We start from the raw sequence: 24241 nt of genomic DNA on the forward strand, positions 1-24241 counted from the left end.
TACGTTGCTTCCTCGATAGTTGTTTATTAGAGTAAGTTGCAGGCTCTGCGCCGGTGTTCGTTCCCGGCGCGGCCCCGTCCCCACATGAACGACAGAAGGAGTGTGCGCTGATGACGTTTGCTTCGCGAAACGCAGAGGATGGTGGAGCGCAGCCTGCTCTGCGCTGCGGCGACACCGAGATGACCTGGGACCAGGCCGACACGGCTCTGCGGCGGATCGCAAACGGACTGAACGCGCTCGACCTCGGTACGCTCCGGCGCGTAGCCGTTTTCGGTGGCAACTCCACCGAAGCCGTCCTTGCGTACGGGGGCATCACCCTTGCCGGCGCCTCGGCTGTCCCGGTCAACTTCCACCTGACAGCCGAAGAAGCGGCCTACATCTTCGAGGACTCCGGCGCATCCGTGGCATTCGTCGACGCCGACACGCTCGAGCGCGGCCGCGCCGCGGCAGAAACGGCGGGCATCGCGACGATCATTGTCTGGGGCGAGATCCCGGAGACGGTGGATCCCGCAGGTCATCGGTGGCACGAATGGCTCAGCGCCGCATCCGACACGGAGCCGAGCACCGACCTCACGCCGCTGCCGTCGCTGGTGTACACCTCGGGCACGACCGGACGGCCCAAGGGAACCGAACTGCCACCCACTGCCTTCGCCGGTGGCGCCGATATTGCCGAACACCTGGTGCGGCTCGGCGAAAACTCCCTGGTCAAACATGGGAGACACCTCGTGGTGGGGCCTCTGTATCACAGTGGCCCATTGGTGGGGACCCGGTTGTTCCTGGCCGGCGTTCCGGTCACGGTGCTGCCCAAGTTTGATCCGCAAGCGGTGCTCGAGGCGATCGAGAGGGATCGGATCGGCTCCTCGATCATGGTTCCGACACACTTTCAACGGATTCTCGCGCTGCCGGACCAGGTGCGGTCGAGGTACGACCTCGGGTCGTTGCGATTCGTGCAGCAGGTCGGGGCGAAGTGCCCCACCGACGTCAAGGCCGCAATCATCCAATGGTGGGGACCGGTCGTGTGGGAAAGCTACGGCGCCAGCGAGGTCGGCACGGTATGCCGCATTAGCGCCCAGGAGTGGCTGGAGCACCGTGGTTCCGTCGGCAGGCCCGTTCCACCCTTCGAAGTGGTGGTCGTCGACGCCGACGGAGAGCCGGTACCGCCCGAAGTCACCGGCCGCCTGTACTTCCGTGATGCGACCGGCCGCGGCGTTGTCTACCACAACGCCTCCAACACGGACGCGCACCTCGAGCCCGGACTGTTCACATTGGGTGAGATCGGATACCAGGATGCTGACGGGTACGTCTATATCACGGACCGCTTCTCGGACATGGTGGTCTCGGGAGGAGTGAACATCTACCCCGCCGAGTCTGAGCAGGTCCTGGCCGCCCACCCCGGGATCGGCGAAGTGGCATGCATCGGAATCCCGGACGAGCAGATGGGTGAGCAGCTACTGGCACTGGTCGTGCGGAACGATCCAGACCTGACGGAGCGTGAAGTCCTCGCCTACTGCCGGGACCGGCTGTCGCACTACAAGTGCCCCCGGTCCGTCGAATTCGTCGAGACGCTGCACCGCAGCGCGGTAGGGAAGATCAACAAGCGGACGCTGCGCGCACCCTACTGGGATCAAGAATCGGCACCTGTGCGGCAGTAAGGCGCGACGCACCCGGAATGTGTCATCCCCCGCGTTCCCGGATCAGGTCGACGCATCAACCTGATCCGGGCGGGTCACTGCGGGATCTGGCCATCGGACGGACCTCATGACGAGGATACGTGCGGCGTCTCGGCTTACCGGTCGCTCGTCTGCGGATTCGATCCGCATTCGATGCCGGGGGTTTCAGCGCGCGTGGCTGTTGCCCAGGCCACGTTCTCGATCGACGATGGCGCCGACCGCGTCGGTATAGATCAAACCTCTCGATGTGAACAGCTGGTGGGAGAACCCTGGCCTCGGGCAGTGCAAAACGAAGGCCGCCGAAACCTGGGTCGAGCATGCAGGGTGCGTGTCCACCTTGGGCAGCCTTGGATACCCCGCCGCGCCGCCGTGAGCGAGGCCTTTTAGTGGGCGCGGTCGAGGTCGCCGGCCGCTTTTCGGATCGGCGCGACAATCTCCACAAGAGCCTCCGCCTGATCCCGGGTCAAGCCGGGGAGGCCGAAGTCAGCTCTGCTCAGGACTTCGGTGGCCTCATCCACGAGCACGCGGCCAGCGTCGGTGATGGTGACGAGCGTAGCTCGACGGTCCTTGGGGTGCGCCTGCCGCGTGAGCAAACCGCGAGCTTCCAGACGATCCGTGGCAATCGTCACCGTGGTCGCGTGAACCAGAAGATGCCACGCCACCCGGCTTAGCAATCGAGTGCCGGTGTCGCTGAGCTGGAGCGTTTTCAGCATGAGGTAGTCCGTCAGGCTCATCTCGAAGCCCTTCTTCAGCTCTTGTTCCAGCACTGACGTCATGAGTTGGTGCAGACGCAGGACCGAACTCATCGCCAAGAAGGGATACGGGTCGTCGTCCACCTGCTGCTGCCAGTAGAACTTGATCCACTGCATGGGATCTAGCTTTTCTACGTCAGTCAACTCGGCGTTGCGTGCAGTCTTCTTTGCAGCTCTCGGGGTCACCGTTTTCTTCGCGGCTCTCGGTGCAACCGCTTTCTCCGCGGCTTTCCGCACTACCGGCTTCTTCGCGACTTTGGGTGCCACTGTCGTTCTCCTTCTGTCACATCAGGTCAGGGCACGCACAGATGCTCAGATCGGTGAAAATCGAACCCTAGAGTACCCAGGTTATCAGCTGCCCGGCTCGGCAGTCGTCACATAGGCTGGCCGACTGCCGCACGGCGTCTCAACTCAAGACATGCATGGCGGCTGATTGTCTCAGGCCCCTGGGGACACCCACGGCCTTAGCTAATTGACGATCGGCAGAGCGTGGTTCTCGAAATTCGGCTACCGTCGGGGCGCTGCTTGGGTCGGTAACTGCTGATATAGCTGATTCCACGGCGACGTAGGGGCTGCGTTTGAGTGTCGGGTTTCAGTCCGCGACCCGCGAGGCCTGCAAAAAGAATGAAACGCGCCCATCGGACACTCCAGTAGTGGCTTTCGATGCAGTCGGGCGGCGCGCACGGGCTGCTATCGGAACATTCCTGATCCCCTGATGTGACCTTTGCGCGCCGCGCCTGTTTGCAAACACTCTTCTTGTCAATGTTCTATCGTTAGAGTAATCTCGGTCGCAGCGGAAGTCGCCATCGCACGGAGGAAGCATGACTGTGACTCACACTCAATTCGACGGTTTGTTCGAGTTGAATCCGCAGAGCGGCCGCTGCCCGTACACCACCTACTCGCAAGTCCGAGAAGAGGCACCGCTGTGGGTGGAGCGACTCAACGCCTTCATGGTGACGCGATACGACGACGTCGTGTCGGTACTAAGTGACGCTCAGACGTACTCGTCGGCAATGGCCAGTGTTCCGGCGTCGGTTACGCCGCTCGCACGCAAGATCTCCGAAGACCCGAACGCGTCCGCCATCCTCCGCGGACAATTGCAGCGTCGACTCGAGATCAGTCGATCGGCCGTGCTCCTCAACGCCGATCCGCCGATCCACGTGCGGCAACGCAAACTGGTGAACAAGGGTTTCACTGCCCGACGCATCGCCGCACTCGAGCCGGAAGTGCACGCTATCGCCAACGACCTGATCGACACTTTCATCGATGTCGGACAGGTCGACCTGGTGCAGGAGTTCGCGATCAAGCTCCCCATGGCGGTGATCGCGAACATCCTCGGTGTCCCGAAATCCATGACTGACACCTTAAAGTGGTGGTCAGATTCCTTCGCTGCCGAAACCGGCAACTTGAACCTTACACACGACGAGCTGGAAGACATGTTCTCCGCAGTCGACCAGTTCTACGACTACTTCACCAGCCAGATTGCAGATCGGCGCGTCAGACCCCGAGACGATCTGCTCACCGACCTGGTAAGGGCAAGCGTGAGCGGAGAAGAACCGCTCACGCTGAACGAGATCCTTCAAATGCTCGTCCAGTTCCTGATCGCCGGCAATGAAACAACAACCAACCTGCTGGCATCGATCATGTACAAACTGGTCACGGACCACAACCTCATGACGCGAGTGCGCCACGACCACAAAGAGATCCGTGCGCTCACCGAGGAAGTGCTTCGCCTCGAACCCCCAGTGCAGGGACTCTTCCGCATCGCCAACGAAGACGTCGAGATCGGCGGAACACCGATTCCTGCCGGATCCCTCATCTGGCTGGTGTACGGATCGGCGAACCGCGATCGGTCGGCGTACCCAGCCGCGGACGACCTCGATCTCGACGGCGCACTGTCGAGGCAGCATCTCGCGTTCGGCAAGGGCGAGCACTTTTGCCTTGGTGCTCCCCTTGCCCGGATGGAGGCGGGGATCAGCATCGAAATCCTGCTGTCCCGACTCGATGACATCCGACTCGATTGTGCCCCAAACGATGTGAAGTATCTTCCCAACGTCGTTCTTCATGGATTGAAGGCTCTTCCGCTGACCTTCCGCAAGGTGGTGTAATTATGGTTTTCAAACTGCGACACCCGCTCAACGGTCACATCTACTCCGCACTGCCCGATGCGCGCGTCGAGGTCGACAAAGGCGGTAAAACAGGTGTTTTCGACCGCTACGGTGTCTGGCTTTCCGGCGAGGTCCGTACAGCGGATCCGGAGATGTGCCGATGGGTGGGGACACATGAGAAGGCAGTGGTGTCCCGGCACGCCTCGGGTTTCGGGAGAAGCCACGCATCAACCCCGACCCCGTCTGCCAAGGAGGTGTGATCAACGCTATGACCGATCTCGAACCGCGAACACGCATCGACCGCTCGCCTGGAGTGAGTTATCAGGACCTGCTGGACGCCGACACCCAGCAAGTGCCCGACTTTCTCCGCATGGAGTCGCCGCACGATCTCGGAACCGCAGATATCCCTGCGTACTTCTACTTCTCACCGGAGATCCACGAGTTGGAGAAGGAGAAAATCTGGCGTAAGACATGGCAGTTTGCCTGTCGCGAGGAACTCATTCCGAATGTCGGTGACACCGAAATCTACGACATCGCGAACATCTCCATTCTCCTCGTCCGCACTGCGCCCGACGAGATCAAGGGATACTACAACGCCTGTCTTCACCGGGGTCGGCAGCTTCGGGAGGAGCCCGGCAGTGTGCGCGAACTGCGTTGCCAGTTCCACGGGTTCTGCTGGGGCCTGGACGGTTCCCTGAAACACGTGCCGGCCCAATGGGACTTTCCACAGATCGAACCCGACAAGTTCGGTCTGCCCGAGGTGCTGGTGGACACGTGGGGTGGATTCGTCTTCGTGAATATGGACCGTGACGCCGAATCCCTCCTGGATTACCTCGGAGAGATCCCGGCGCAATTCGCGCGCTGGGACTTCGAGGATCGCTACACCCAGGCGCATGTCGAGAAGGTCCTGCCGTGCAACTGGAAGGTGGCGCAGGAAGCGTTCATGGAGTCCTTCCACGTCGTCACCACACACCCGCAGTTGCTGCAAGGCATCGGCGACGCCAACTCCCAATACGACTACTGGAGCAATGTCAGTCGCGCGGTCACACCACGGGGAACCCCGAGCCCGCATCTCACCGTGCAGCCGACCGAGCAAGAAATCTTCGATTCGATGATGGGCCTCGGTCTCGAGGACGCCCCGATCAAGACGTTGCCCGACGACGTCCGTGCTCGCACCGTGATCGCAGACGCGACCCGCAAAGCCATGGCCGACACCCTGGGAGACAAGGCACAGAGCCTGTCGGACTCCGAATGCGTCGACACCTTCTTCTACACGGTGTACCCGAACTTCCACCCCTGGGGTGCCTACAACCGCACGTGCTACCGGTTCAAGCCCAATGGGGACGATCCCGAAACCTGCATCATGGAATGCCTCATTCTGTCTCCCTTCCAGGGAGAGCGCCCAGCGCCGGCCAAGGTCCGCCGAATGGGATTGGACGAGACCTTCGTCGACGCCGACGAACTGGGGACGCTGGCGCGGGTGTTCTTCCAGGACGAATACAACGTCGGTTGGGTGCAGAAGGGACTGCACACTCTCGTCGAGAACAAACCGGGAGTGACGTTCGGCGCGTATCAGGAAACCAAGATCCGCCACTTCTACGACCTGTACCGCAAGCAGATCGGTAGGTAGGCGTGATCACACACGACGGAGAGGTCGACATGTCAGAACAGACGCTGTCGCACACGACGACCACCGATACCGGATCAACGCCGGATATCGCTGTGCTCGAACAGATGTACCGGTTGATGGTCACCACGACCCTCGCCGACAAGCGCTCGACCGAGGAGGCGAAGGCCGGCAGACTCCAGGCTGCCTTCTACCCCGTGCGGGGAATGGAAGCGGTATGTGCGGCGATCGGCGCGGCACTGACCCCGCAGGACCGATTGGTCTCGACGTACCGCAACCTCGGCGACGCTCTCGCCAAGGGCGTCACCCTCCGATCGATCATGGCCGAGCTGTACGGTCGGGTCGACGGCACGTCGAAAGGCAAGGGCGGCCCGATGCACCTCCACGACACCGCGGTCGGGTTCATGGCGACCACCGGCATCGTCGGCTCCGGACTCCCGATCGCTGTGGGTTTGGCGCTGGCCAACCAGCTCGACGGGAGCGGCGCAGCCACCGTCGTCACGTTCGGTGACGCCGCCACGTCCATCGGCGCCTACCACGAGGCAATGAACTTCGCCGCTCTGTGGAAGCTCCCGATCGTCTTTGTCTGCCAGAACAACCAATGGGGGGAGCACACCCCGATCGCCGAGTACGCTCCCTCCGTCGAACTGGCGAAACGAGCAGCCGCATATTCGATCCACGCCGAACGCGTCGACGGCTTCGACCCACTTGCGACGCTGCACGCCCTCGAAACCGCCGTCGAACGGGCCCGCAGAAACGAGGGCCCCACCTTCCTCGAATGCGTTACCTACCGACTGACAGGACACAGTGGAACCGCCGACTTCTCGTACGTTCCCCGTGACGAACTGGAGGATGCCATGAAGCGCGACCCTGCGCCGACATTCCGTTCGTGGCTGATCGAACAAGGGCTGACGGCCGGCGAGCGAATCGACGAGCTGGACCGGGAAGCAGAAGCCTACGTCGCGGACGCCTTCCAGTTCGCGGAAAACAGCCCCCTGCCCGGCGAGGACGAGTTGTTCACCGACGTTTTTGCCGACGACACCTGGGTACGGAGTGTGAAGTGACCACCATCGAACGCAGCACCGAGACCGCCGTGATGACATCGGCGGCAGCAATGAACTCCGCACTCGACGTGGCGATGGCGGCCGACGAGAAGATCATCCTCCTCGGTGAGGACATCGCCGAGCCCACCGGCGGCGTATTCAAGGTCAGCAAGGGGCTCTCGACCAGGTACGGCGTCGAGCGCGTCCGGTCGACGCCGATCGCGGAACAAGCGATCGTCGGGACCGCGGTCGGACTCGCGCTCGGCGGGTACCGGGCCGTCGCCGAAATCATGTTCTTCGACTTCATCGCAGTCTGTATGGACCAGGTTGTCAATCACGCAGCGAAGTTCCGATACATGACGGGCGGAGCCACCCCGACACCGATCACCGTCCGGACAGTCGTGGGCAGCAGCCGGTTCGGCGCTCAGCACGCCCAGTCGCTCGAGGCCTGGTTCATGCACACTCCCGGAATCAACGTGGTGATGCCGTCCTCACCCGCAGACGCGAAGGGCCTGCTCGCGGCTTGTCTCGAATCGGACGACCCGTGCCTGTACATCGAGCACATCTCGCTGGCGTACAGCAAGAAGGAAGATGTGCCGACCGGGCATTACAGCATCCCGCTCGGACAGGCGAACGTACTACGCCCCGGACGAGACGTCACCCTCATCACCTACGGACCGCAGGTACCCGTAGTCGCGGAGGCAGCCGAGGAACTGGCAGCGAAGGGCATCGAGGCGGAGGTCATCGACCTGCGGACCCTTGTTCCCCTCGACTTCGACACCATCCTGTCCTCGGTGGAGCGGACACGGCGTGCGGTCGTGGTGCACGAGGCAACACAATTCTGTGGCCCGGGCGCCGAGATCAGCTCACGGATCCACGAAGAACTCTTCAACGAACTGGTGGCACCCGTGCAGCGCGTGGGCAGTGACTACTCGCCCGTCCCGTTCTCATCCGCGCTGTCCGGCTATCCGACGGTGGCGAAGATTGTCCGCAGTGTCGAGGAACTGATGTGAGCGGCATGCAGACAATCGAGACAACCGGAACCGTGGACGGCGACACCGCCATCCCCACGCTCGACGACTTCCGAGCCGCCGCGAAAGAGTTCCTCAACGGTGCCGCGCAGCCGCGGCGACCGCGTACCGCTGAGTCCTGGGGTGAGGGCGACGACACGTTCAGCCTCTTCCGGGGCGCGACCGCCGAGGATGCCGAGGAGGCATGCGAGTGGCGGCGCACGGTCTTCGACGCCGGCTTCGGATGGATCCGCGGTCCACGAGAATGGGGCGGTCGCGGACTGCCGTCGAAGTACGAGAAAGCATACCTGCAGATCGAGCGGAACTACGAGACGCCGTCGCGCTCACCGCTCGGAGTCAGCCTCGGTATGGTCGGACCCACCCTCGACCAATTCGGATCCGACACCGCCAAGGAGCGTTGGCTGAAGGCGCTCTACCGGGGCGACGTCATCGGCTGCCAGCTCTTCAGTGAACCCGCTGCAGGGTCGGATCTGGCGGCTGTAAAGACGAAAGCCATACGGGTCGAAGACCATTGGATCATCAGCGGACAAAAGGTGTGGACCTCTGGGGCGCACTATTCGGATGTGGGTCTGCTCCTTGCCAGGACATCACCGACCCCCCGCCACCAGAACCTCACCGCATTCGTGATCGACATGCACGCACCCGGCGTCGAAGTACGTCCGCTCCGGCAGATGACCGGCGGTGCCGACTTCAACGAGGTCTTTCTCGAGAACGTACGTGTCGACGACGCGTACAGGCTCGGCGAGGTCGACGAGGGGTGGCAGGTCGCTCTCGCCACTCTCATGCACGAACGCGGCGCCATCGGAGGATCCGCGGGTGGCGGAAGCGGGCTGTTCGACATGAACCGCCTCGCGGGAATGCTCGTTCAACTGGGTGCACAATTCGATCCGTCGATCCGTCAGGCATACGCCAAGGTCTATTCCGGCGTTGCCGCGGCGAAGGCGATGAGAGCGCGTGCGGAGGCCGCTGCGAAGGCCGGGCAGCTGCCCGGACCCGAGATGTCCCTGTCGAAATTGGCGCTCACTCGAAACCTGGCCGCTCTCGCACATCTCGTGAGCCAGGCTCTGGGACCGAAACTGCTCGCCGATACGGGCGAGTGGGGAACGTATTCCTGGTCCGAGTTCGTGTTGGGGGTACCGGGCTTCCGACTCGGTGGAGGAACGGACGAAATTCAGCGGAACATCATTGCAGAGCGCGTCCTGGGATTGCCGAAGGAACCGGCCCCGGCGACGAGCACATCGACCAAGGGCTGATTGCCCATTCGGCGCCGTGGCCGGCCTGCGGGCGGGCGCGGCATCCACACACACTCGAGGAGTTTCACATGGGAAGCTTGGACAATTCCGTCGCAATCGTGACGGGCGCAGGTCGAGGAATCGGCCGTGAACATGCACTGCTGCTGGCGGCAGAGGGCGCCAAGGTCGTCGTCAACGACCTCGGCGGCGGACAGGACGGTACCGGCGCGGCGTCGACTCCCGCGGAGGAGGTCGCAGCCGAGATCCGTGCGAACGGCGGTGAGGCCGTCGCGAACGGGGACGACGTCTCCGATGCGGCCGGCGCCCAGCGGATCATCGACACCGCCATCGACTCGTTCGGCCGCCTCGACGTTGTCGTCAACAACGCCGGCATTCTGCGCGACCGGGTTCTCGTCAACATCGACGACGACGACTGGGATCTCGTTGTCCGGGTCAACCTCCGCGGAACTTTCCTGGTCACTCGCGCGGCAGCACGGTACTGGCGCGAAGAGAGCAAGGCGGGACGGTCGGTCAACGGCTCGGTGATCAACACCTCCAGCGAGTCGGGGGTGTTCGGCAACCCGGGGCAGGCGAACTACGCCGCCGCCAAGGCCGCCGTCGCATCCCTGACGCAGGTCAGCGCGAAGGAGCTCGAGCGGTATGGAGTTCGGGTCAACGCCATCCTCCCGCAGGCGCGTACGCGCCTGACGGTCAGCGCCTTCGGTGATGCGTTGTCGTCGGACGAAGGAAAGTTCGATCGGTGGGACCCCGCGAATGTCTCCCCGTTCGTTGTCTTCCTGGCGTCGCCGGAATCCGAACTGACGGGCGAGGTCTTCCTCGTTGGTGGTAGCCGAGTGCAGCGGATCAAGCCTTGGGAGAAGGATCCCGCCTGGAAGCTGCAGACGGAAGGGCGATGGACGGTCTCCGACCTGGCCAAGGCGGTACAGGACGCCGGAATCCCGTCGGGTCAGAAGTGGACCGCGAACCCGAACGCAGGTACGAAGTGACCGCCGGCGCCATCCAGTCTGCACCGGAGACGGAAGAGGCTCGGATGCCCGAAGCGGTCATCGACGACGCGATGATCGACTCGATGACGGCGAAGATCGGCGCACAGCTGCGGATCGACCATTCGGTGAACAATGAGGAGGCAACCCGCATCGCGGTGGCGAAGTTCGCTGGCGGTATCGGGGACATCAACCCCCTCTGGACGGACGCGGACCATGGCCGGCGCTCCGACTACGGCGCTCCGGTTGCTCCGCCCTCGTTCTCGATCGGCTGCTTCTCGGGAATCCAGTTCGGATGGCCGGGCCTCGGCGCCTTCCACTGCGCGACCCAGATGGACCTCGTCGCCCCGATCTATTGGAACGACAAGATCAGCTCCACCTGCCGCTACGACGGCTTCACCGGCCCGCGGCCCAGCAACTTCGCCGGCAAGATGGTCACCGACACCTTCACCAACAACTATGTCAACCACTTGGGGCAAGATGTCGCCGAAATCCGATGGCAGGTTGTCAATTACGAACGAGGCGCCGCGCGGAGCAAGAGCAAGAAGCGCGACATTCAGGTGCCTCACCGGTGGACCGTCGAAGAGATCGAGGACGTCGAACGCCGAGTGCTGGCGGAAAAGCCGCGGGGTGAGAATCCTCTGTGGTGGGAGGATGTCACGATCGGTGATGCGGTCTCGACCATGACAAAGGGCCCGATCGGGCTCACCGACGAGGTCGCGTTCGTCGCCGGTGGCGGCGCACCCATTCCCCGGCTGAAGGCGAACGCATCAGCTGCGCTCGACTATGCAGCGCACCCCGCGTGGGCATTCCGTGATCCGGTGACCAAGGCACGTGAGCCGATCTACTCGGTTCATTACAACCAGGCCGCGGCCAACGCGATGGGCGTCGCGTACCAGTACGACGTCGGATTCCAGCGTCAATGCTGGCAGATCCTCGCGCTCACGCACTGGTGCGGCGACAACGCCTGGGTCAAGCACGTGACCGCGGAATATCGAGGGTTCGTCTACCTCGGCGACGTCATCGAACTCGGCGGATCGGTGACGGGCAAGCGCGTCGACGAGGACGGCGAGTACATCGTCGAACTCGAGACGTACGCCCGAAACCAGCGGGGAGACAACGTGATGCCGGGAACAGCCGTCGTGGCTCTGCCGAGCCGCACCACACCGAAGTCGCCAGTCGCAATCCGGGCACGAGCAGGCGAAAGCATTCGCTCTCATGTCTGACGTGATGCTCGAAGAGCGTGAGCAACTGCGGTCCGCCGTCCGCAGCGTGATCGCACGACATCGGGACGTTCGCGAGTGGCTGGAATCGACCGCGGAACCCGGGGGCGGCTGCGACCTGGGTCTGTGGCGAACGCTCGCCGAAGAAGTCGGCGTCGCGGGTCTGCTGGTGGCGGAGGATCTCGGCGGCGCCGGCGCACAGGTCGCCGACGCTGCCGCAGTTTTCGAGGAGGCGGGCCGTGCGTTGTCCCCGGTACCGCTGTTCTCCACAGTGGGACTGGCCTCGGCGATCCTGCTGGGGTGCGGCGATGCACCAGACGCTCGGCGGCTCCTGCAGAAGGTCGCCGACCGGGCCGTTGTCGCAACGGTAGCGTTCCACGAGATCGACTCCGGATGGTTTCTGCCTCCCCGCTCGACCGCAGCCACGGAGAAGAACGGAGAATGGCACATCACCGGAGCCAAGGGCTTCGTCGTCGATGCCGCGGCCGCCGACTTCATTCTCGTCACCGCTGCTACTCCCACCGGAACAGGCCTTTTCGCGGTGAACGCCGGCGCCGCCGGGCTGCAGAGGCGAACGCTGGAGTCGCTCGATCTGGTGCGCCCACTCGGCATCGTCGAATTCGAGGACACGCCGGCAACTCTCCTGGCAGTCGGAGAAGCTGCCTCGCAGGCCGTCGCTGGTGGCCTCGACCTGGCCGTCACCCTGCTCTCGGCGGAGCTGGTCGGGGCGGGCCAGCAGTGCCTCGACCAGGCCGTTGCCTATGCGAAGCAGCGTGTGCAGTTCGATCGGAAGATCGGCAGCTTCCAGGCCATCAAGCACACGCTTGTCGATGTGCTGCTCGAGCTGGAGATGGCACGGTCCGCCGCTGATGCCGCAGCATCGGCCGGGGAGAAGTGGCTGCACAGCCCCGGACCCGAGAATGCGAGCGCTTTTGCGATTGCGGCGAGCGTGTCGAAGTCCGTGTGCGCCGACGCATTCATGCACATCGCCGAGGAAACGTTGCACGTCTTCGGCGGGATCGGTTTCACGTGGGAGCACGACGCACACCTGTACTATCGCCGAGCTAAATTCGGCGAACTGTACCTCGGCACCGCGGATGAGCACCGGGAGCGCGTCGCTCGGTTGTCCGGGTTGGGGGAAAGGAGTGTCTGACGTTCTGGTCGCCCGGTCCGAGGGGGTTGTGACGCTCACGTTGAACCGTCCGCAGCGCAAGAACGCGCTCACTGGTGACCTCGTGGAAGAGGCGATCTCGGTTCTGGAGGAGATCGCACGAACGCCCGACGACCGTGCAGTCGTGGTCACCGGAGCCGGTGGCGCCTTCTGCTCCGGTATGGACCTCGGTGCACCGCTTTTGCCGGACGAATTGTCCTTCATGCGTCGTGTGGGTCAGTTGTGCACACTCCTCCATGACCTGCCGCGGCCCACCATTGCGAAGGTTGCCGGACCCGCCATCGGGTTCGGATGCAACTTCGCGCTGTGCTGTGACCTCGTCGTGGCGGCAGACGATGCCGTCTTCGGCGAGACCTTCGCGAACCTCGGAATCTCTGCTGACGGCGGGGCATCCTGGTCCCTGCCTCGTCTCATAGGAGTCGCGAAGTCGAAGGAGCTCCTGTTCTTCGGGCGCCAGCTGTCCGGCAAGGAAGCCGCAGAGATCGGGATCGCCAATCGTGCAGTGCCTGCCACCGAACTCGATGTCTTCGTCCAGGACTGGGCGCAAACGTTGGCGGACGGGCCGACATCAGCCCTGGCGATGATGAAAAGCCTGGTCAACGTGTCGACGGAGTCGTCGTTTCGACAGGCTATCGACCGCGAGACGTTGAGCCAGTCGGTCAGCTTCAAAGGTCAGGAGGCGCGGGTGGCCGGCCGCGCCAGGATGAAGAAGCAAGTTCCCAATTTCCGGAACCCGTGATTCGACGAGGCAGCGAGGAGCCGTATCAGCATGGTGTCGGGTGCGACCAGTCCCAATGGAATCCAGCTCGGTGGGTGCTTCAATTTCCGGGACCTTGGAGGGCTTCCTGCTGCCTCGGGGACCTCGATCCGTGAGCGAATGCTGTTCAGATCGGATGCACTTGTGCGGCTCGACCGGATCGACCAGCGCCTGCTGTCGGATATTGGCCTGAGGACGATCATCGACTTGCGGACTCCAATAGAGGTGGATCAGCAAGGTTTGTGTTCGTGGTACGAACGGGTCCCGGAAACGTACGCGATGCCGCTTGTGGCGTGGGAGACCCTGCCGACGAGATCCCAGTCGGAGGAGTGGCGTACCCCTGCGCCGATGATCGACGCGTACCGTGCCATGTTTGCCGAGGGCAGGGAGATGATCGCGGCGGTGTTGACCCTTCTCGCCACCGATGCGGGAATGCCCGCGATCATCCACTGCACCTCGGGACGGGATCGGACGGCGATTGTCGTCGCCGTCCTTCTCGGGATCCTCGGTGTTCCAGACGAGCACATTGCCGAGGACTACGCGCGCAGTTCAGCAGGTATGCGACGAAGTCTCGAATGGATGCGCGCCAACGACCCGGTAGCGATGGCCACGATCGTCAAAGATGAAGAATCGATGGTGTACACGCCGCCCGAGGTAATGCTCGGGTTCCTCGACGCGTTCCGCGACGATCACGGATCCTTCGACAGCTTCGTCGAGTCGATCGGGCGGGGCGCCGAGGTCACTCGGATCCGGCAGGTGCTCACAGCCGGTGGTTGACCTCGGCACCCCGCACTATCGTCGCGGGCCGGTGAATGCGTCTTGCTGCCAGCGCTGTTCGCGCTCGAGTTGGTTTCGCACGTATTCTCGCGCTGCCTGACGGGTGGGGTGTAGATCATCGGGCGTGGCGTCGATGACCGCGGTCAGTGCGGCACGGAGACGGAATGCGTCATGCTGAAGCTCTGCCAGGGCAGGGTGACGCGGTGCGGGGGATTGATCGAGCGCTGCGGTGAGGGATGCGTGGACGTCTGCGGGCTGATCCTCTCGGTCCAGGGCCGTCGCGAGGATTCTGCGCAACTCATCGTTGCCGGCGTGCAGGGCCGGAATTTCTTCGGATGCGCGAACTCGCACTGAGCGCAGCATCTGGGCCACGGTCTTGCACAAACTCGCGGCGTAGTCGTCGTGGACGTGCGGAGCGATGTCGGCCTCGACGGCGTCGATGATCGAGGCGAGAACCACATCCGTGGTGGGATAGATCATTGCGAAGACCTCACTTTTCCGGGCGCGCTGCCGAACGTTGCGGCCAAGCGCACTTCACTGTGGAATCCGATCTCGGCGGCGTTCCACACGAAGCGCAACGGGGGCCGCTGTTGACGTCGGACTTGGGCGGCCGCATGGTGCGTGTACAGAAACTGCAGCAGCCCGTACAGGTCTCGGTAGTAGTCGATTCGCTCGACGGTGACCTCGATGCCGGTGCGGTCGTGGTAGTAGGCCAGCGCCTCCGGAAGCCCCCAGAGGCGTCGTCCGTGCCGTTCGATTTCGGGAATCATTTCCTGAATCTGGGCGAAGTCGTATGCCGGATCACCGAGCGCGGCGAGTTCCCAGTCGGACATCGCCACGATGCGCCCGCCAGACCAGACCTCCTCGCCGTGACCGTTGGTTCCCTTGCATAGCGTGATGTGCGGGCAGTGTTTTGGAGCCACCTGTAGAAGGCGAGCGACGCCTTCGGCAAGGGCCGGGCTCGGCTCGAACTGGAATTGGGCCAGCTGTGCCAGGTTTGCGCGAATCAGGTTCTCCGCGCAGTCCGCAGGAGAGGCCGGTACCGCGAAGATTTCGCCGAATCCGAGACCTTTCCAGTCGGCGGTGTGCACGAGTGCGAGCTTGTCGAGATGTTCCTTCGACGCGGCAATTCGGACGTCGTCGTACGCCTCATCCGTGTTGCCGATGAACGGCAGCCTCCAGTCGCCGGAGACGTGCGTGCGAACGTACGCCGGTCTCGCGTCCGGGCACCACTCGGCGTGGTCTTCGAACCACAGCGCCGTCGACGTCGGAATTGCGGAATCACGCAGAAGCCGGTAGACGTCGTACTCGGTCCGCAGCGGGGTCGGGATGACACTCCCACTGGCGTGGTCGCGCCGGACGATGAACTGCCGCGGTTTCCATACTCCGGCAGTGCATACGGTGCCGGCCACCGCCCATGTTTCGCGCGACACGCCCCGCGAAAGCCGATCGACCGAGTCGATTCGAATAGCGGTCGCCTGCGGATCGATCCTGGCGAGTCGTTCGTGGAACCACCGCTCGACGAAGTCGATTTCCCCGAGTTGTGCCATCACTGCAACTCGTACGGTGAGAAGGGGCCGTCGAGGAACAATTCGGTATGGCCGGCGCCGACCCATCGTCGACCATCGGGGGCGGTAGTGGTCACCCGAGACAGGTACTCCTTACCGTGCAGGTTGCGGTAGACCGTGCCGTCATACATCGTGTGATCGAAAGGCTGCTTCGCGAAATCGAATTCGTCCCACTCCACGCTCACCCCGGGGCCGTGGTAGGTGCGCATCGACCCGCCGTCCTTCCAGCTGCCGGCCTGGTAACCGATGGTGGCGGTGACCCATGGCGGTGACACCGGCTCGACGTGCTGCACCCACTTCCCTCCGTCGGCATCGTGCAGGGTGACCGTCCCGGCTCGCAACAGCCGCGTGCCGGGTACGAGTTCGAGTTCGTGTGAGCCGCCAACGAGATCGACTATCTCCGTGTCCCATCCGATGTGAAGCCTGCCCTCGAAGGGCGTGCCGAATGTGTCGTTCAGCGGTACCTGCTTGCCGTCGGGTGACTCGTGGATGGCGTAGAACCCCGACAGCTCATCGGAACCGAACAGGGTCCAGAATCGCAGGGCGCGAGGGATGCCCTCCGCCTCCCGTGGCGGAAGGAACCGCGGGTTCGGTGCAAGCGGGGGGCGCTCGTGGTACAGCCCCCAGGAATGGTCCCGACTGCCGTACCAGTGTTCTGGGTCCACGTCGATTCGCTCACCGTCGACGTCGATCCATCCTCGCGCCGATCCTGCCTGCGAGTATCTCGTCTGGTCCGTGGTCGGCCGACCACGATTGGTCGCCAGATGGTGGGCCTCCTCGTAAGCTGGCGAGGTGCCCAACCAATGCAGATCGAATCGGATGCCGGAGGGATTGTCGTCGAGGGTGAGACGGATGTCGCGGTAGGGCTCGACGACCTCGATGCGATAAGGGCCTACGGCGGTATCGCACAGTTCGCGCCAGGTCCGGCTGAACCGGACCGTCCTCTGTACCCCATTGCGAATGAAGCCGACGTATCCACCGACGATGTCGGTATTGGGATTGATTCGCAGACCCTGGAAGCAGACGATCCCCTGGTCAGCGGAGAACACACTGAAGAAGTAGCCGTCGTCGAATCCGGGGTCAGTGTTGGACACTATCGACAACGGGTGAGACGTCTGGTGGACGGGAAGTTCGTCGTATGGGCTGAGCATGGTCTTCCTTTCGCGCGAGGAGACTCCGCACGGGGTGCACGCCCGATTCGGGATGTCGTGCTTTCAGTGGCGCGTGCTCGGGTTCCGCCGCCGACGTGGCTTAAACTCATGGCGGTTGCAGGCATCGAAGCCATGAGCGTGCGCCGAGTCGGGATTGCCGAAATCACGGTGCGCGCCGCACCGCCGACCGGCGACTCGTCTTTGGAATACCGGAAGCACCCGGCGTCGTCAATTATCTACTGGACGATTATCGTATCGTAGTGTGAGTCGTCTCACTAGAGCGAGTTGTCGAAGGTGTGCGGTCGAGCGGCCGCGAACGCTCAGGCGCGGTCGACGGGGCCAAGGTGATCGAGTTCGCCCGCGCCGAGTCGCCGCACGATTCGGGGCGTTTCGCCTGCATACATGTCTTCGCCCAGAATCAACCCGTCTGCGCTGATCGGCCAGACAATCAGCGCCTGGTACTCCACCAGGAACCAGATGCTCGCATCGTCCTGTAGACCGTCATGACCACGGGCGGTCAGCATGGCGCCGGAATATGCGTGGCGGAATATGCCCTCGGTGAGGACAGTGTGATGGTCCACCATAACCCGCGAAATTTCGAACTCGAGCCGGTTCTTCCCGATCTCGATCGCCGCCCGGTAGAAGTTCGCTACCTCGTCATAACCCTGCGGTCCGACGCTCGCCGAGGCACCCCAGACTTGATACCGCGGTTCTGCCACGAGGGTCGCCATCAGGGCGGGTACATCGCCTCGAACTTCGGCCTCGACATGCCGTGCCACGACCTCCAGATTCGCGCGTAGGCGCGGGTTCTGCTCTGCGGTCGCGCGATCTGCGAGGAGTTGCCACGTCTTGGCGGCCTGTGGGCTCAATGGGGTGATCATGCGGTCACCTCTCTTGTGGTGGTTCCAGTAGAACTCAGATCAACGATGTCGTAAAGGCTCATGGTGTCGACCGTCGAGCGAGTCGCCCGGCAATTGTTTCCGCGGCCATTGCCTCGGGGGTGTCGGAGTGTCAGACTGGCATAAGCGCAATAGTCGCGCAATGCACTATCTATCAATAGACTGTTGTCGTGGGCGACTAGTCCGCGACGAGCTGAGCATTATCTGTAGAGAGGTGTGGCGAGTGAGTACAGCGTTGGTCACGGGCGCGGGACAGGGCATCGGACGTGCGATCGCGCGACGATTGACGGAAGACGGATACTCCGTCATCGTCGTCGACCTGGATGCAGAGACGGCGAAGGCGGCGGCGGCAGAAGTCGGTGGTCGAGCGGTGGCGTGCGACATATCGGACCCGGACGCAGTGCACGAGCTCGCGGCGACCGTGGACGACCTCGATGTGTTGGTGAACAACGCCGGCATCTTCCCGTCGGCGTCGCTGGCGGACGTCGACATCGCGCAGTTCCGTCGGGTGATGGACGTCAACGTGGTAGGCCCGCTGCTTCTCACTCAGCAACTGCTTCCCCAATTGACGGCGTCCGGCGGCTCGGTGGTCAACATCGCATCGATGGCGGCGAAGGTACCGACACCGGGGACCGGCGCCTACTCACCGTCGAAGGCAGCGGTGGTGTCATTGACCAAGCTCTGTGCGGTGGAATTCGCCCAGTCCGGTGTGCGATTCAACGCCGTGGCTCCCGGCGGAGTGGCCACGGAAGGGACGGCCGCTGCGATGGCCGACCCCGCCCGTGAGGAGCGGTTCAATACGCTGGTGCCGCTGGGCCGCAGGGCCGCGCCCGAGGACATCGCGGACGTAGTGTCCTTCTTCGCATCGAAAGACGCCCGATACGTAACGGGACAGGTGCTGTACGTCGACGGTGGTCTGTCGGAAGCCACGGTGCGATTCCTCCAAGCCGCGCAGCGTGGCTGAACAACTGCCGCACTCCCATCCGCGTCGGTGACCGTGGCCTCGAGCGATTTCCCACCGAAATCGACCGGACCACCCGGACTGTCGATGTCCGAGATCTACTTGGCTGCACAAGCACTGACGGCAAGCGAGCGGCGAGTCGCCGAAGTCTGCGTGGAGCGGCCGCAGGACGTCGCATGGGGATCGGTCGCCGATCTCGCCGCACAGTCACGCACATCTGGCGCTACCGTGATCCGTGCCTGCCGCAGTTTGGGGTTTACCGGGTTCGGTCAGCTCCGCGATGCACTCTTACGGGAACTCGGAGCCTCGGCCCACGAGCCGTCGCCGAATCGTTCGGGTGGCCCGGCCTCGGCCATCGTGGTCCTGCGCACCACCCTTGCGGACATGTCAGGCCGGCTCCGGACGGCACCCGGTGCGCTGGACCCGTTGGCTGTCGACAGCGCAGTTCACCTGCTGTCCGCGGCCGAGCGAATACTTGTCATCGGCAACGGAGAATCGGCACTTTTGGGGGCTGTGGCGGCAGCGATGTTCCTGCAATCAGATCGCCAGGCTGAGGCACCGTCCGATGCCCTGATCCAGAGACTGACGGCGGGCCGACTTTCCACTCCGAACGTACTCCTGGCGGTGAGCCTCAGTGGACTGAATCCCATCACCTTGGGGGCCGTGGAGGCGACTCGAGCTACGGGAGGTGCGCATGTCGTTGCTCTGTCCGGGACCCCCGAGTCGGCCCTGATCAAATCCTCGGATGTCGGGATAGCGGTCGGCGGGGGACTGGTGACTGCACTCGCGCTGCTGGCGGGCCTACAGGTCGCCATGTCCCGCGGGCAGACAGATTCGAGTACGGCCGTCCACCAATGATCTTCCATCGGGTGCGCGAGTTGATCCCGGACAGGAGGAAGTTCATCTGGGCCCGTGGACGGTCTACTTGATCGCGTTCAGGTCGTCGATGTCGGCGACCGCGACGGCCCCGCCTGTCGTTTGCCCGATGACAAGCTTCCCGGTCGCGGCAGCAGCCGAATCAATGTCGCACGGTCCGGAGGCGGGACGGGGAAGGGTGAAGTAGTCGATGCGGTGAGAGGTGGTGTTGAACCGTCCGATTGTGCTTCCTGCGGTGAAGCCGCCATTGGCGGACCACAGGTTGCCGTCCGAACCCAGAACGAGTGGGCCCATGGAGGGGACGGGTACCTCGGGGGTTGCGATCGGGTACTCGGTGATCTCACCGGAAACGGAATCGATTCGACCGATCTTCGCTCCCAGCGTCTCGCTGAACCAGATGGCGCCATCAGGACCCAGCGTCAGGCCCTGGGGCACTGCACCGGGCGTGGGCACGTCGTGCTGCGTAAATTCTCCGGTTGCCGTGTCGTACTCGACGATCCGGTTGGCGAGGGCCGCCGAGAACATCATCTTAGTTCCGGCTCCGGGCATGATGATCGTGGTGGGGACATTCAATCCGCCGCCCGGAATCGGTGTTTCGCTGATTTGGTGCGTCGCTACATCGATTCGTCCCAGCTTCTGTGCGATCGACTCGGGAAAGTACATCGCATTGTCCGGTCCAGGCCAGATATCTGTCGGAGTCGCAGTCGGATCGACAGTGGGGAAGGTTCTGTACTCCTTGGTGTCGGGGTCGAGGAAGGCCACCCCGCTGGAGGAGCCGAAGTAGGTGAACCAGAGATTTCCGTCGGGTCCTAATGCGGCTCCGCCGGCCGTCGTTCCCGGTACGGGAAGCGGGTAGCGATCGATCGCACCCGTCGCCGGATCGAGGACGCCAAGGCTTCCGACGTTCCCGTTCTCCCCTGGGTTGACGATCTCTTCGATATAGATCCGCCCGCTCGAGGCGTGATAGATGCCCTCACACGGCGCGTGCAACGGATCCGGGTATTCCACGAACCCGGCCGCAGGTGCGGCGGTCGCTGCTGTCATCGAGAGCGTCCACACAGTCGCGATGGTCGCCAGGATTGCGATCGAGGCCCGTCTCCGCGAGTACGGGTTTTGTCTTGTCACTTCGATCCCCTTCGGTGAGGTGAGGCCGCGGGCCTGGGCGGCAACTGACGATCGGGGATCGGCGGATGCCACTCGGCTGACTGAAAACGGGCTGCCGGCGGCCGGGACAGGCAACCCGGAATGAATGGCACAGCGAAATGCCACTCGCGCGAATGGATGGATCATCCTTCTGTCGAGACGTCGTCGGAACCCTCAGTGTGGCCGCGTGGGCGATTCGCAATTGGTTGCAAACTCTACTTACAAATAGTCCACAAACCGACTATGGTTGGTGACTGGCGTCACATTTCGCCTGGTCGAGTTGGTTCCACGGATGCAGCGCATCCGGGTCGGAACCCACCGGCGGCAATCGGATTTCCCTGATTCCGGCGGTGCTGTCTCGATCGCATTTCGCTCACCCACAACGAGGAGTTCTGCATGTCAATCCGCAGGTCATCGATAGTGCTGTTAGTGGTCGGCCTGGCGCTCGTCGTAGCGGCCGGCGGGATCAGATTCGTTGCTCTCCCCTCGCTGACGAAGCTTCCGGCCGACCTGAGCCAGAGCCAGAAGTACGAGGGGACGATGAGTGCACTGAACCCACAGGCGTTTGCGGCCAACGACCTCGCGAATCTGATCACCCCGGAGATGCCGATCACCGCCGACCGATCCTTGTCGGTGGATGCGACAGACGGTGACACCGCCATCGTCACCAGCAACACCACCATCACCCTGCCCGACGGGTCAACGCAGAAGGACGTGCACAGCTACGCGGTCAGTCGCGTGGACTACACACCGATCTCGCTCACCGATGAGCAGAAGGAGACCCTGATACCCGCCGACGACAAGGCCACATTCGAGGACCACGAGGGCATCGCGTTCAGCTTCCCGATGGAGCCCGCTGAGGACGGTAACCTCCTGTACGACTCCGTCACTCGGTCCGGGCAGGCAGCGACCTTCGTCGATTCGGGCACTCTCGAGGGGCGTGAGGTAAACAACTACGAAGTCAACGCGTCCGGTCCGATTGCAAGCCCGGCGGTACTGGCGCAGTTCAAGGACTTCCCGTCACAATTCCCCAAGGCCGTCGTCGCGGGCCTGCTGCAAGCGGGCGTCGTCCCCGACGAATCCCGCGCAGTCCTGCAGGACAATCTCCCCAACCTGCCCGATGTTCTGGACCTCGGGTTCGGCAGCGCCAACGCCGCGACTCTGGCAGTGGACCAGCGATTCGGTGCCCCTCTGGATGTCAACCAGACACAGAGCATGTATGCGACCATCCCGGTGAACGGCGAGGATGTTCCCGTGCTTCCGCTCTCGACGGTGAAGCTGCACACCGCGGACAGTGAAGTCACTGCCCTGGCGGGCGAGTTGTCGAAGAACGGCTCGCTGCTGTCGGTCCTGGGCGTATGGCTTCCCGTCGGGCTTGCCGTCTTGGGCGTTCTCTTCATCGTGACCGCGGCGATTCGCTGGCGTAAGCCCACCTCCGTCACGCCTGCGAGCACCGAGCAAGTGGCACGCGTGTAGGTCCGACCGGTGATGGGTGGGTCTTGCCGACACGGTGCGGCCCACCCATCTTGCCCGTGCACTAGTCGGGTCAATGAGGGACTGGCGTACCGTTCCAGTCCACAAGCGTCCACCCGGTGCTCGGGGATCCGGCAATGACGACATACCCGGTATTGCGCAGAGGATTGGTCTTCAGCAAGCTGGGATCGGGATTGTTTACGTTCATCAACGTCCAGATCATGATCGAGCCACCGTGAGCAAACGCGATGGGGTGGGTGTCCCCGCTGTCGAATATCTGCTTCACGGCGTCGTCGAATCGCCGATCGAACTCGTTGCCGTCAATCGAACCAGGAATCCGATCATCGCGGTGGTCCTGCAACCAACTGACCGGGGTTGCGAGATAGGTACTTTGTGCCGTGGATTCCGGCTGTCCCTCGTATTGTCCGGCTTCGATTTCTCGCAGGCCCGGGAGCACCTCGACGGGTTCGCCTACGGCGTGGGCCATGTAGTCGGCGGTTTGCTGTGTTCGTACCATCGAGGACGCGATACACCGTCGAAGTCCTGTCCGGCGAATCTGTAGGCGGCGGCTTGTGCCTCCTGCCGGCCCTTGTCCGTGATGCCCGGACCCGGAATCGAGGTGTCGATGAGTCCGGATGCGTTGCCTGCAGACTCGGCGTGGCGCATCAGGGTGAGCGTGATCGGGGCCGTCTCGCCGCGAGTGGCTGTCTGTTCGGCACTGTGTGCGGAGTCCGGGGTCGTGGCGCATGCCGTCAAACAAAAGGCGGTGGTGAGGGCTGCCGCCGCAGTGGAAATTGTGGAAAGCCGCCGGTACATGCGTATTCCTTTCCGGACGCGAGCGGGACATTGGAGGGCGTCGTAGCCGGAGCGAAGCGCGCCGGGGTGCGTCAACTGCTCTTGCCGAGATATCCCTCTTGCATGATGCTGGCGACCAATGCTCCCGAACGGTTGAAGATGCGCCCGGATGCGAGTCCGCGGCCTGCTCTGCCGTTGGGCGAGTGTTGGTCGTAGAGAACCCAATCGGAGAAGTCAGCGGGCCGGTGGAACCAGATCGCATGATCGAGGGAGGCGACGATTCCGGGACCTCGGGAAGTCCTGCGCGCCGGCAACATGACCGAGTCCAGCAAGGTCAGGTCGCTGAGGAAGGTGATGAGGCAGCTGTTGACGGTTGGATCGTTCGGTACCTCACCGTCGGGTCGGAGCCAGAGTCTGCTCTGCGGTGGCGACGCAACGTCGAGATCCAACGCGACGCGTGGAGGTGCATTCACGTAGCGCATATCGAAGGGGCGCCGACGAATCCACCATCCGTCGTATTCGTCGGCGTACGGGGCGAGTTGCGCTTCGATGCGGACAAGGCTGTCCGGCTGCGGGACAGTAGGCATCTTCTCCTGGTAGTCGATGCCGCTGATGTGTGCGCTGAACGAGACGAGCGCCTCGAAGATGGCGGTGCCATCCTGGGTCGCAGTGACTCTGCGCGCCGAGAACGCCCCGCCGTCCCGCAGACAGTCCACCGTATAGAGAAGTGGACCGGATGGATTACCTGGCCGGAGAAAGTAGCCGTGAAGGCTGTGTGGTACACGACCCTGGACAGTGTGGGCCGCTGCCATGAGGGCTTGCGCAGCGACTTGGCCGCCGAAGACCCGCTGTCGATCTTCATTGGGTTGTGCGCCGCGAAACGTGTCGGGAGCGATCTCCTCGAGGGTGAGGAGGCTGACCACCTCGGCCACTGTCGACGTCATCGTTTCTCCGGTACGGGTGTCGATTCCCGACCGCTC

The 24241-nt window shown here is 63.3% G+C and carries 23 protein-coding genes and 1 pseudogene; 16 read left to right on the forward strand and 8 right to left on the reverse strand.

Annotation, left to right across the window (positions count from 1 at the left end):
* The first annotated feature begins 110 nt into the window (after positions 1-110).
* Positions 111-1652 carry an AMP-binding protein gene (locus JVH1_RS42840; RefSeq protein ID WP_009760438.1) on the forward strand — a complete coding sequence of 514 codons (1542 nt, stop codon included), beginning with the start codon at positions 111-113 and terminating at the stop codon, positions 1650-1652.
* Positions 1653-2053: 401 nt separating this feature from the next.
* Here JVH1_RS42840 and JVH1_RS42845 read toward each other — a convergent pair whose 3' ends face one another.
* Positions 2054-2689 (reverse strand): MarR family winged helix-turn-helix transcriptional regulator, encoded by a 636-nt coding sequence (locus tag JVH1_RS42845; RefSeq protein WP_009760439.1) that lies wholly within the window; start codon positions 2687-2689, stop codon positions 2054-2056.
* Between the two features lie 746 nt (positions 2690-3435).
* Here JVH1_RS42845 and JVH1_RS42850 point away from each other — a divergent pair.
* The 11 genes from JVH1_RS42850 (at position 3436) to JVH1_RS42900 (ending at position 14395) form a co-directional block, all read left to right on the forward strand.
* Positions 3436-4530, forward strand: coding sequence for a cytochrome P450 (locus JVH1_RS42850; RefSeq protein ID WP_202803488.1), 1095 nt, complete (start codon positions 3436-3438; stop codon positions 4528-4530).
* A 2-nt stretch (positions 4531-4532) separates the two neighbouring features.
* Complete coding sequence (locus tag JVH1_RS42855) at positions 4533-4790, forward strand: hypothetical protein (RefSeq protein ID WP_009760441.1); 258 nt, start codon at positions 4533-4535, stop codon at positions 4788-4790.
* 8 nt (positions 4791-4798) lie between these two features.
* Entirely contained in the window at positions 4799-6160 is a 1362-nt protein-coding gene (locus JVH1_RS42860; protein WP_051033702.1) for an SRPBCC family protein, read from the forward strand.
* Positions 6161-6189: 29 nt separating this feature from the next.
* Positions 6190-7221, forward strand: a complete 1032-nt coding sequence (locus JVH1_RS42865; RefSeq protein WP_237735180.1) for a thiamine pyrophosphate-dependent dehydrogenase E1 component subunit alpha — start codon at positions 6190-6192, stop codon at positions 7219-7221.
* Positions 7218-8213: an alpha-ketoacid dehydrogenase subunit beta gene (locus JVH1_RS42870; RefSeq protein ID WP_009760444.1), complete on the forward strand. Its 996-nt coding sequence runs from the start codon at positions 7218-7220 to the stop codon at positions 8211-8213. Before JVH1_RS42865 ends, JVH1_RS42870 begins: the two co-directional genes overlap by 4 nt.
* A 5-nt stretch (positions 8214-8218) precedes the next feature.
* Positions 8219-9484, forward strand: coding sequence for an acyl-CoA dehydrogenase family protein (locus JVH1_RS42875; protein ID WP_051033706.1), 1266 nt, complete (start codon positions 8219-8221; stop codon positions 9482-9484).
* A gap of 68 nt (positions 9485-9552) precedes the next feature.
* Entirely contained in the window at positions 9553-10470 is a 918-nt protein-coding gene (locus JVH1_RS42880; protein ID WP_009760446.1) for an SDR family oxidoreductase, read from the forward strand.
* A gap of 44 nt (positions 10471-10514) precedes the next feature.
* Positions 10515-11693: a MaoC family dehydratase N-terminal domain-containing protein gene (locus JVH1_RS42885; RefSeq protein WP_237735181.1), complete on the forward strand. Its 1179-nt coding sequence runs from the start codon at positions 10515-10517 to the stop codon at positions 11691-11693.
* A complete protein-coding gene (locus JVH1_RS42890) occupies positions 11686-12843 on the forward strand; it encodes an acyl-CoA dehydrogenase family protein (protein ID WP_043779750.1) in 1158 nt (385 codons plus the stop codon). Before JVH1_RS42885 ends, JVH1_RS42890 begins: the two co-directional genes overlap by 8 nt.
* Entirely contained in the window at positions 12836-13600 is a 765-nt protein-coding gene (locus JVH1_RS42895; RefSeq protein WP_009760449.1) for an enoyl-CoA hydratase/isomerase family protein, read from the forward strand. Before JVH1_RS42890 ends, JVH1_RS42895 begins: the two co-directional genes overlap by 8 nt.
* Before the next feature lie 30 nt (positions 13601-13630).
* Entirely contained in the window at positions 13631-14395 is a 765-nt protein-coding gene (locus JVH1_RS42900) for a tyrosine-protein phosphatase (protein ID WP_009760450.1), read from the forward strand.
* 15 nt (positions 14396-14410) lie between these two features.
* Here the strand turns inward: JVH1_RS42900 and JVH1_RS42905 are convergent, their stop codons facing one another.
* From JVH1_RS42905 to JVH1_RS42915, 3 genes are read right to left on the reverse strand one after another with little or no spacing between them, the layout of a single operon-like run.
* Entirely contained in the window at positions 14411-14875 is a 465-nt protein-coding gene (locus tag JVH1_RS42905; protein ID WP_009760451.1) for a hypothetical protein, read from the reverse strand.
* Positions 14872-15945 (reverse strand): phosphotransferase, encoded by a 1074-nt coding sequence (locus JVH1_RS42910; protein WP_009760452.1) that lies wholly within the window; start codon positions 15943-15945, stop codon positions 14872-14874. The genes JVH1_RS42905 and JVH1_RS42910 overlap by 4 nt, the downstream gene beginning before the upstream one ends.
* Positions 15945-16628: a hypothetical protein gene (locus JVH1_RS42915; protein WP_237735182.1), complete on the reverse strand. Its 684-nt coding sequence runs from the start codon at positions 16626-16628 to the stop codon at positions 15945-15947. Before JVH1_RS42915 ends, JVH1_RS42910 begins: the two co-directional genes overlap by 1 nt.
* A 138-nt stretch (positions 16629-16766) precedes the next feature.
* Between JVH1_RS42915 and JVH1_RS42920 the strand changes: the two genes are divergently transcribed.
* Complete coding sequence (locus JVH1_RS42920; protein WP_237735183.1) at positions 16767-17375, forward strand: hypothetical protein; 609 nt, start codon at positions 16767-16769, stop codon at positions 17373-17375.
* Between the two features lie 59 nt (positions 17376-17434).
* Here the strand turns inward: JVH1_RS42920 and JVH1_RS42925 are convergent, their stop codons facing one another.
* A complete protein-coding gene (locus JVH1_RS42925) occupies positions 17435-17893 on the reverse strand; it encodes a nuclear transport factor 2 family protein (protein WP_237735184.1) in 459 nt (152 codons plus the stop codon).
* A 343-nt stretch (positions 17894-18236) separates the two neighbouring features.
* Here JVH1_RS42925 and JVH1_RS42930 point away from each other — a divergent pair, with 343 nt between their 5' ends.
* On the forward strand, positions 18237-18977 hold the full coding sequence (locus tag JVH1_RS42930) for an SDR family NAD(P)-dependent oxidoreductase (RefSeq protein WP_009760456.1): 741 nt from the start codon (positions 18237-18239) through the stop codon (positions 18975-18977).
* Positions 18978-19061: 84 nt separating this feature from the next.
* Complete coding sequence (locus JVH1_RS42935; protein WP_051033703.1) at positions 19062-19832, forward strand: MurR/RpiR family transcriptional regulator; 771 nt, start codon at positions 19062-19064, stop codon at positions 19830-19832.
* A 63-nt stretch (positions 19833-19895) separates the two neighbouring features.
* On the opposite strand, the gene JVH1_RS42940 is transcribed toward JVH1_RS42935, so the two are convergent.
* Positions 19896-20894, reverse strand: coding sequence for a hypothetical protein (locus tag JVH1_RS42940; RefSeq protein WP_237735185.1), 999 nt, complete (start codon positions 20892-20894; stop codon positions 19896-19898).
* A gap of 495 nt (positions 20895-21389) precedes the next feature.
* Between JVH1_RS42940 and JVH1_RS42945 the strand changes: the two genes are divergently transcribed.
* Complete coding sequence (locus tag JVH1_RS42945; protein ID WP_009760460.1) at positions 21390-22469, forward strand: porin PorA family protein; 1080 nt, start codon at positions 21390-21392, stop codon at positions 22467-22469.
* A gap of 70 nt (positions 22470-22539) precedes the next feature.
* Here JVH1_RS42945 and JVH1_RS42950 read toward each other — a convergent pair.
* Together JVH1_RS42950 and JVH1_RS42955 are read right to left on the reverse strand one after the other, a co-directional pair.
* Positions 22540-23282, reverse strand: a pseudogene (locus tag JVH1_RS42950) (histidine phosphatase family protein).
* A 71-nt stretch (positions 23283-23353) separates the two neighbouring features.
* The gene (locus JVH1_RS42955; protein WP_043779758.1) at positions 23354-24205 is read right to left on the reverse strand and encodes an acyl-CoA thioesterase II; all 852 of its coding nucleotides are present in this window, start codon (positions 24203-24205) and stop codon (positions 23354-23356) included.
* Between the last annotated feature and the right edge of the window lie 36 nt (positions 24206-24241).

The sequence above is a fragment of the Rhodococcus sp. JVH1 genome (assembly GCF_000280725.2).
GTDB lineage: Bacteria > Actinomycetota > Actinomycetes > Mycobacteriales > Mycobacteriaceae > Rhodococcus_F > Rhodococcus_F jostii_A.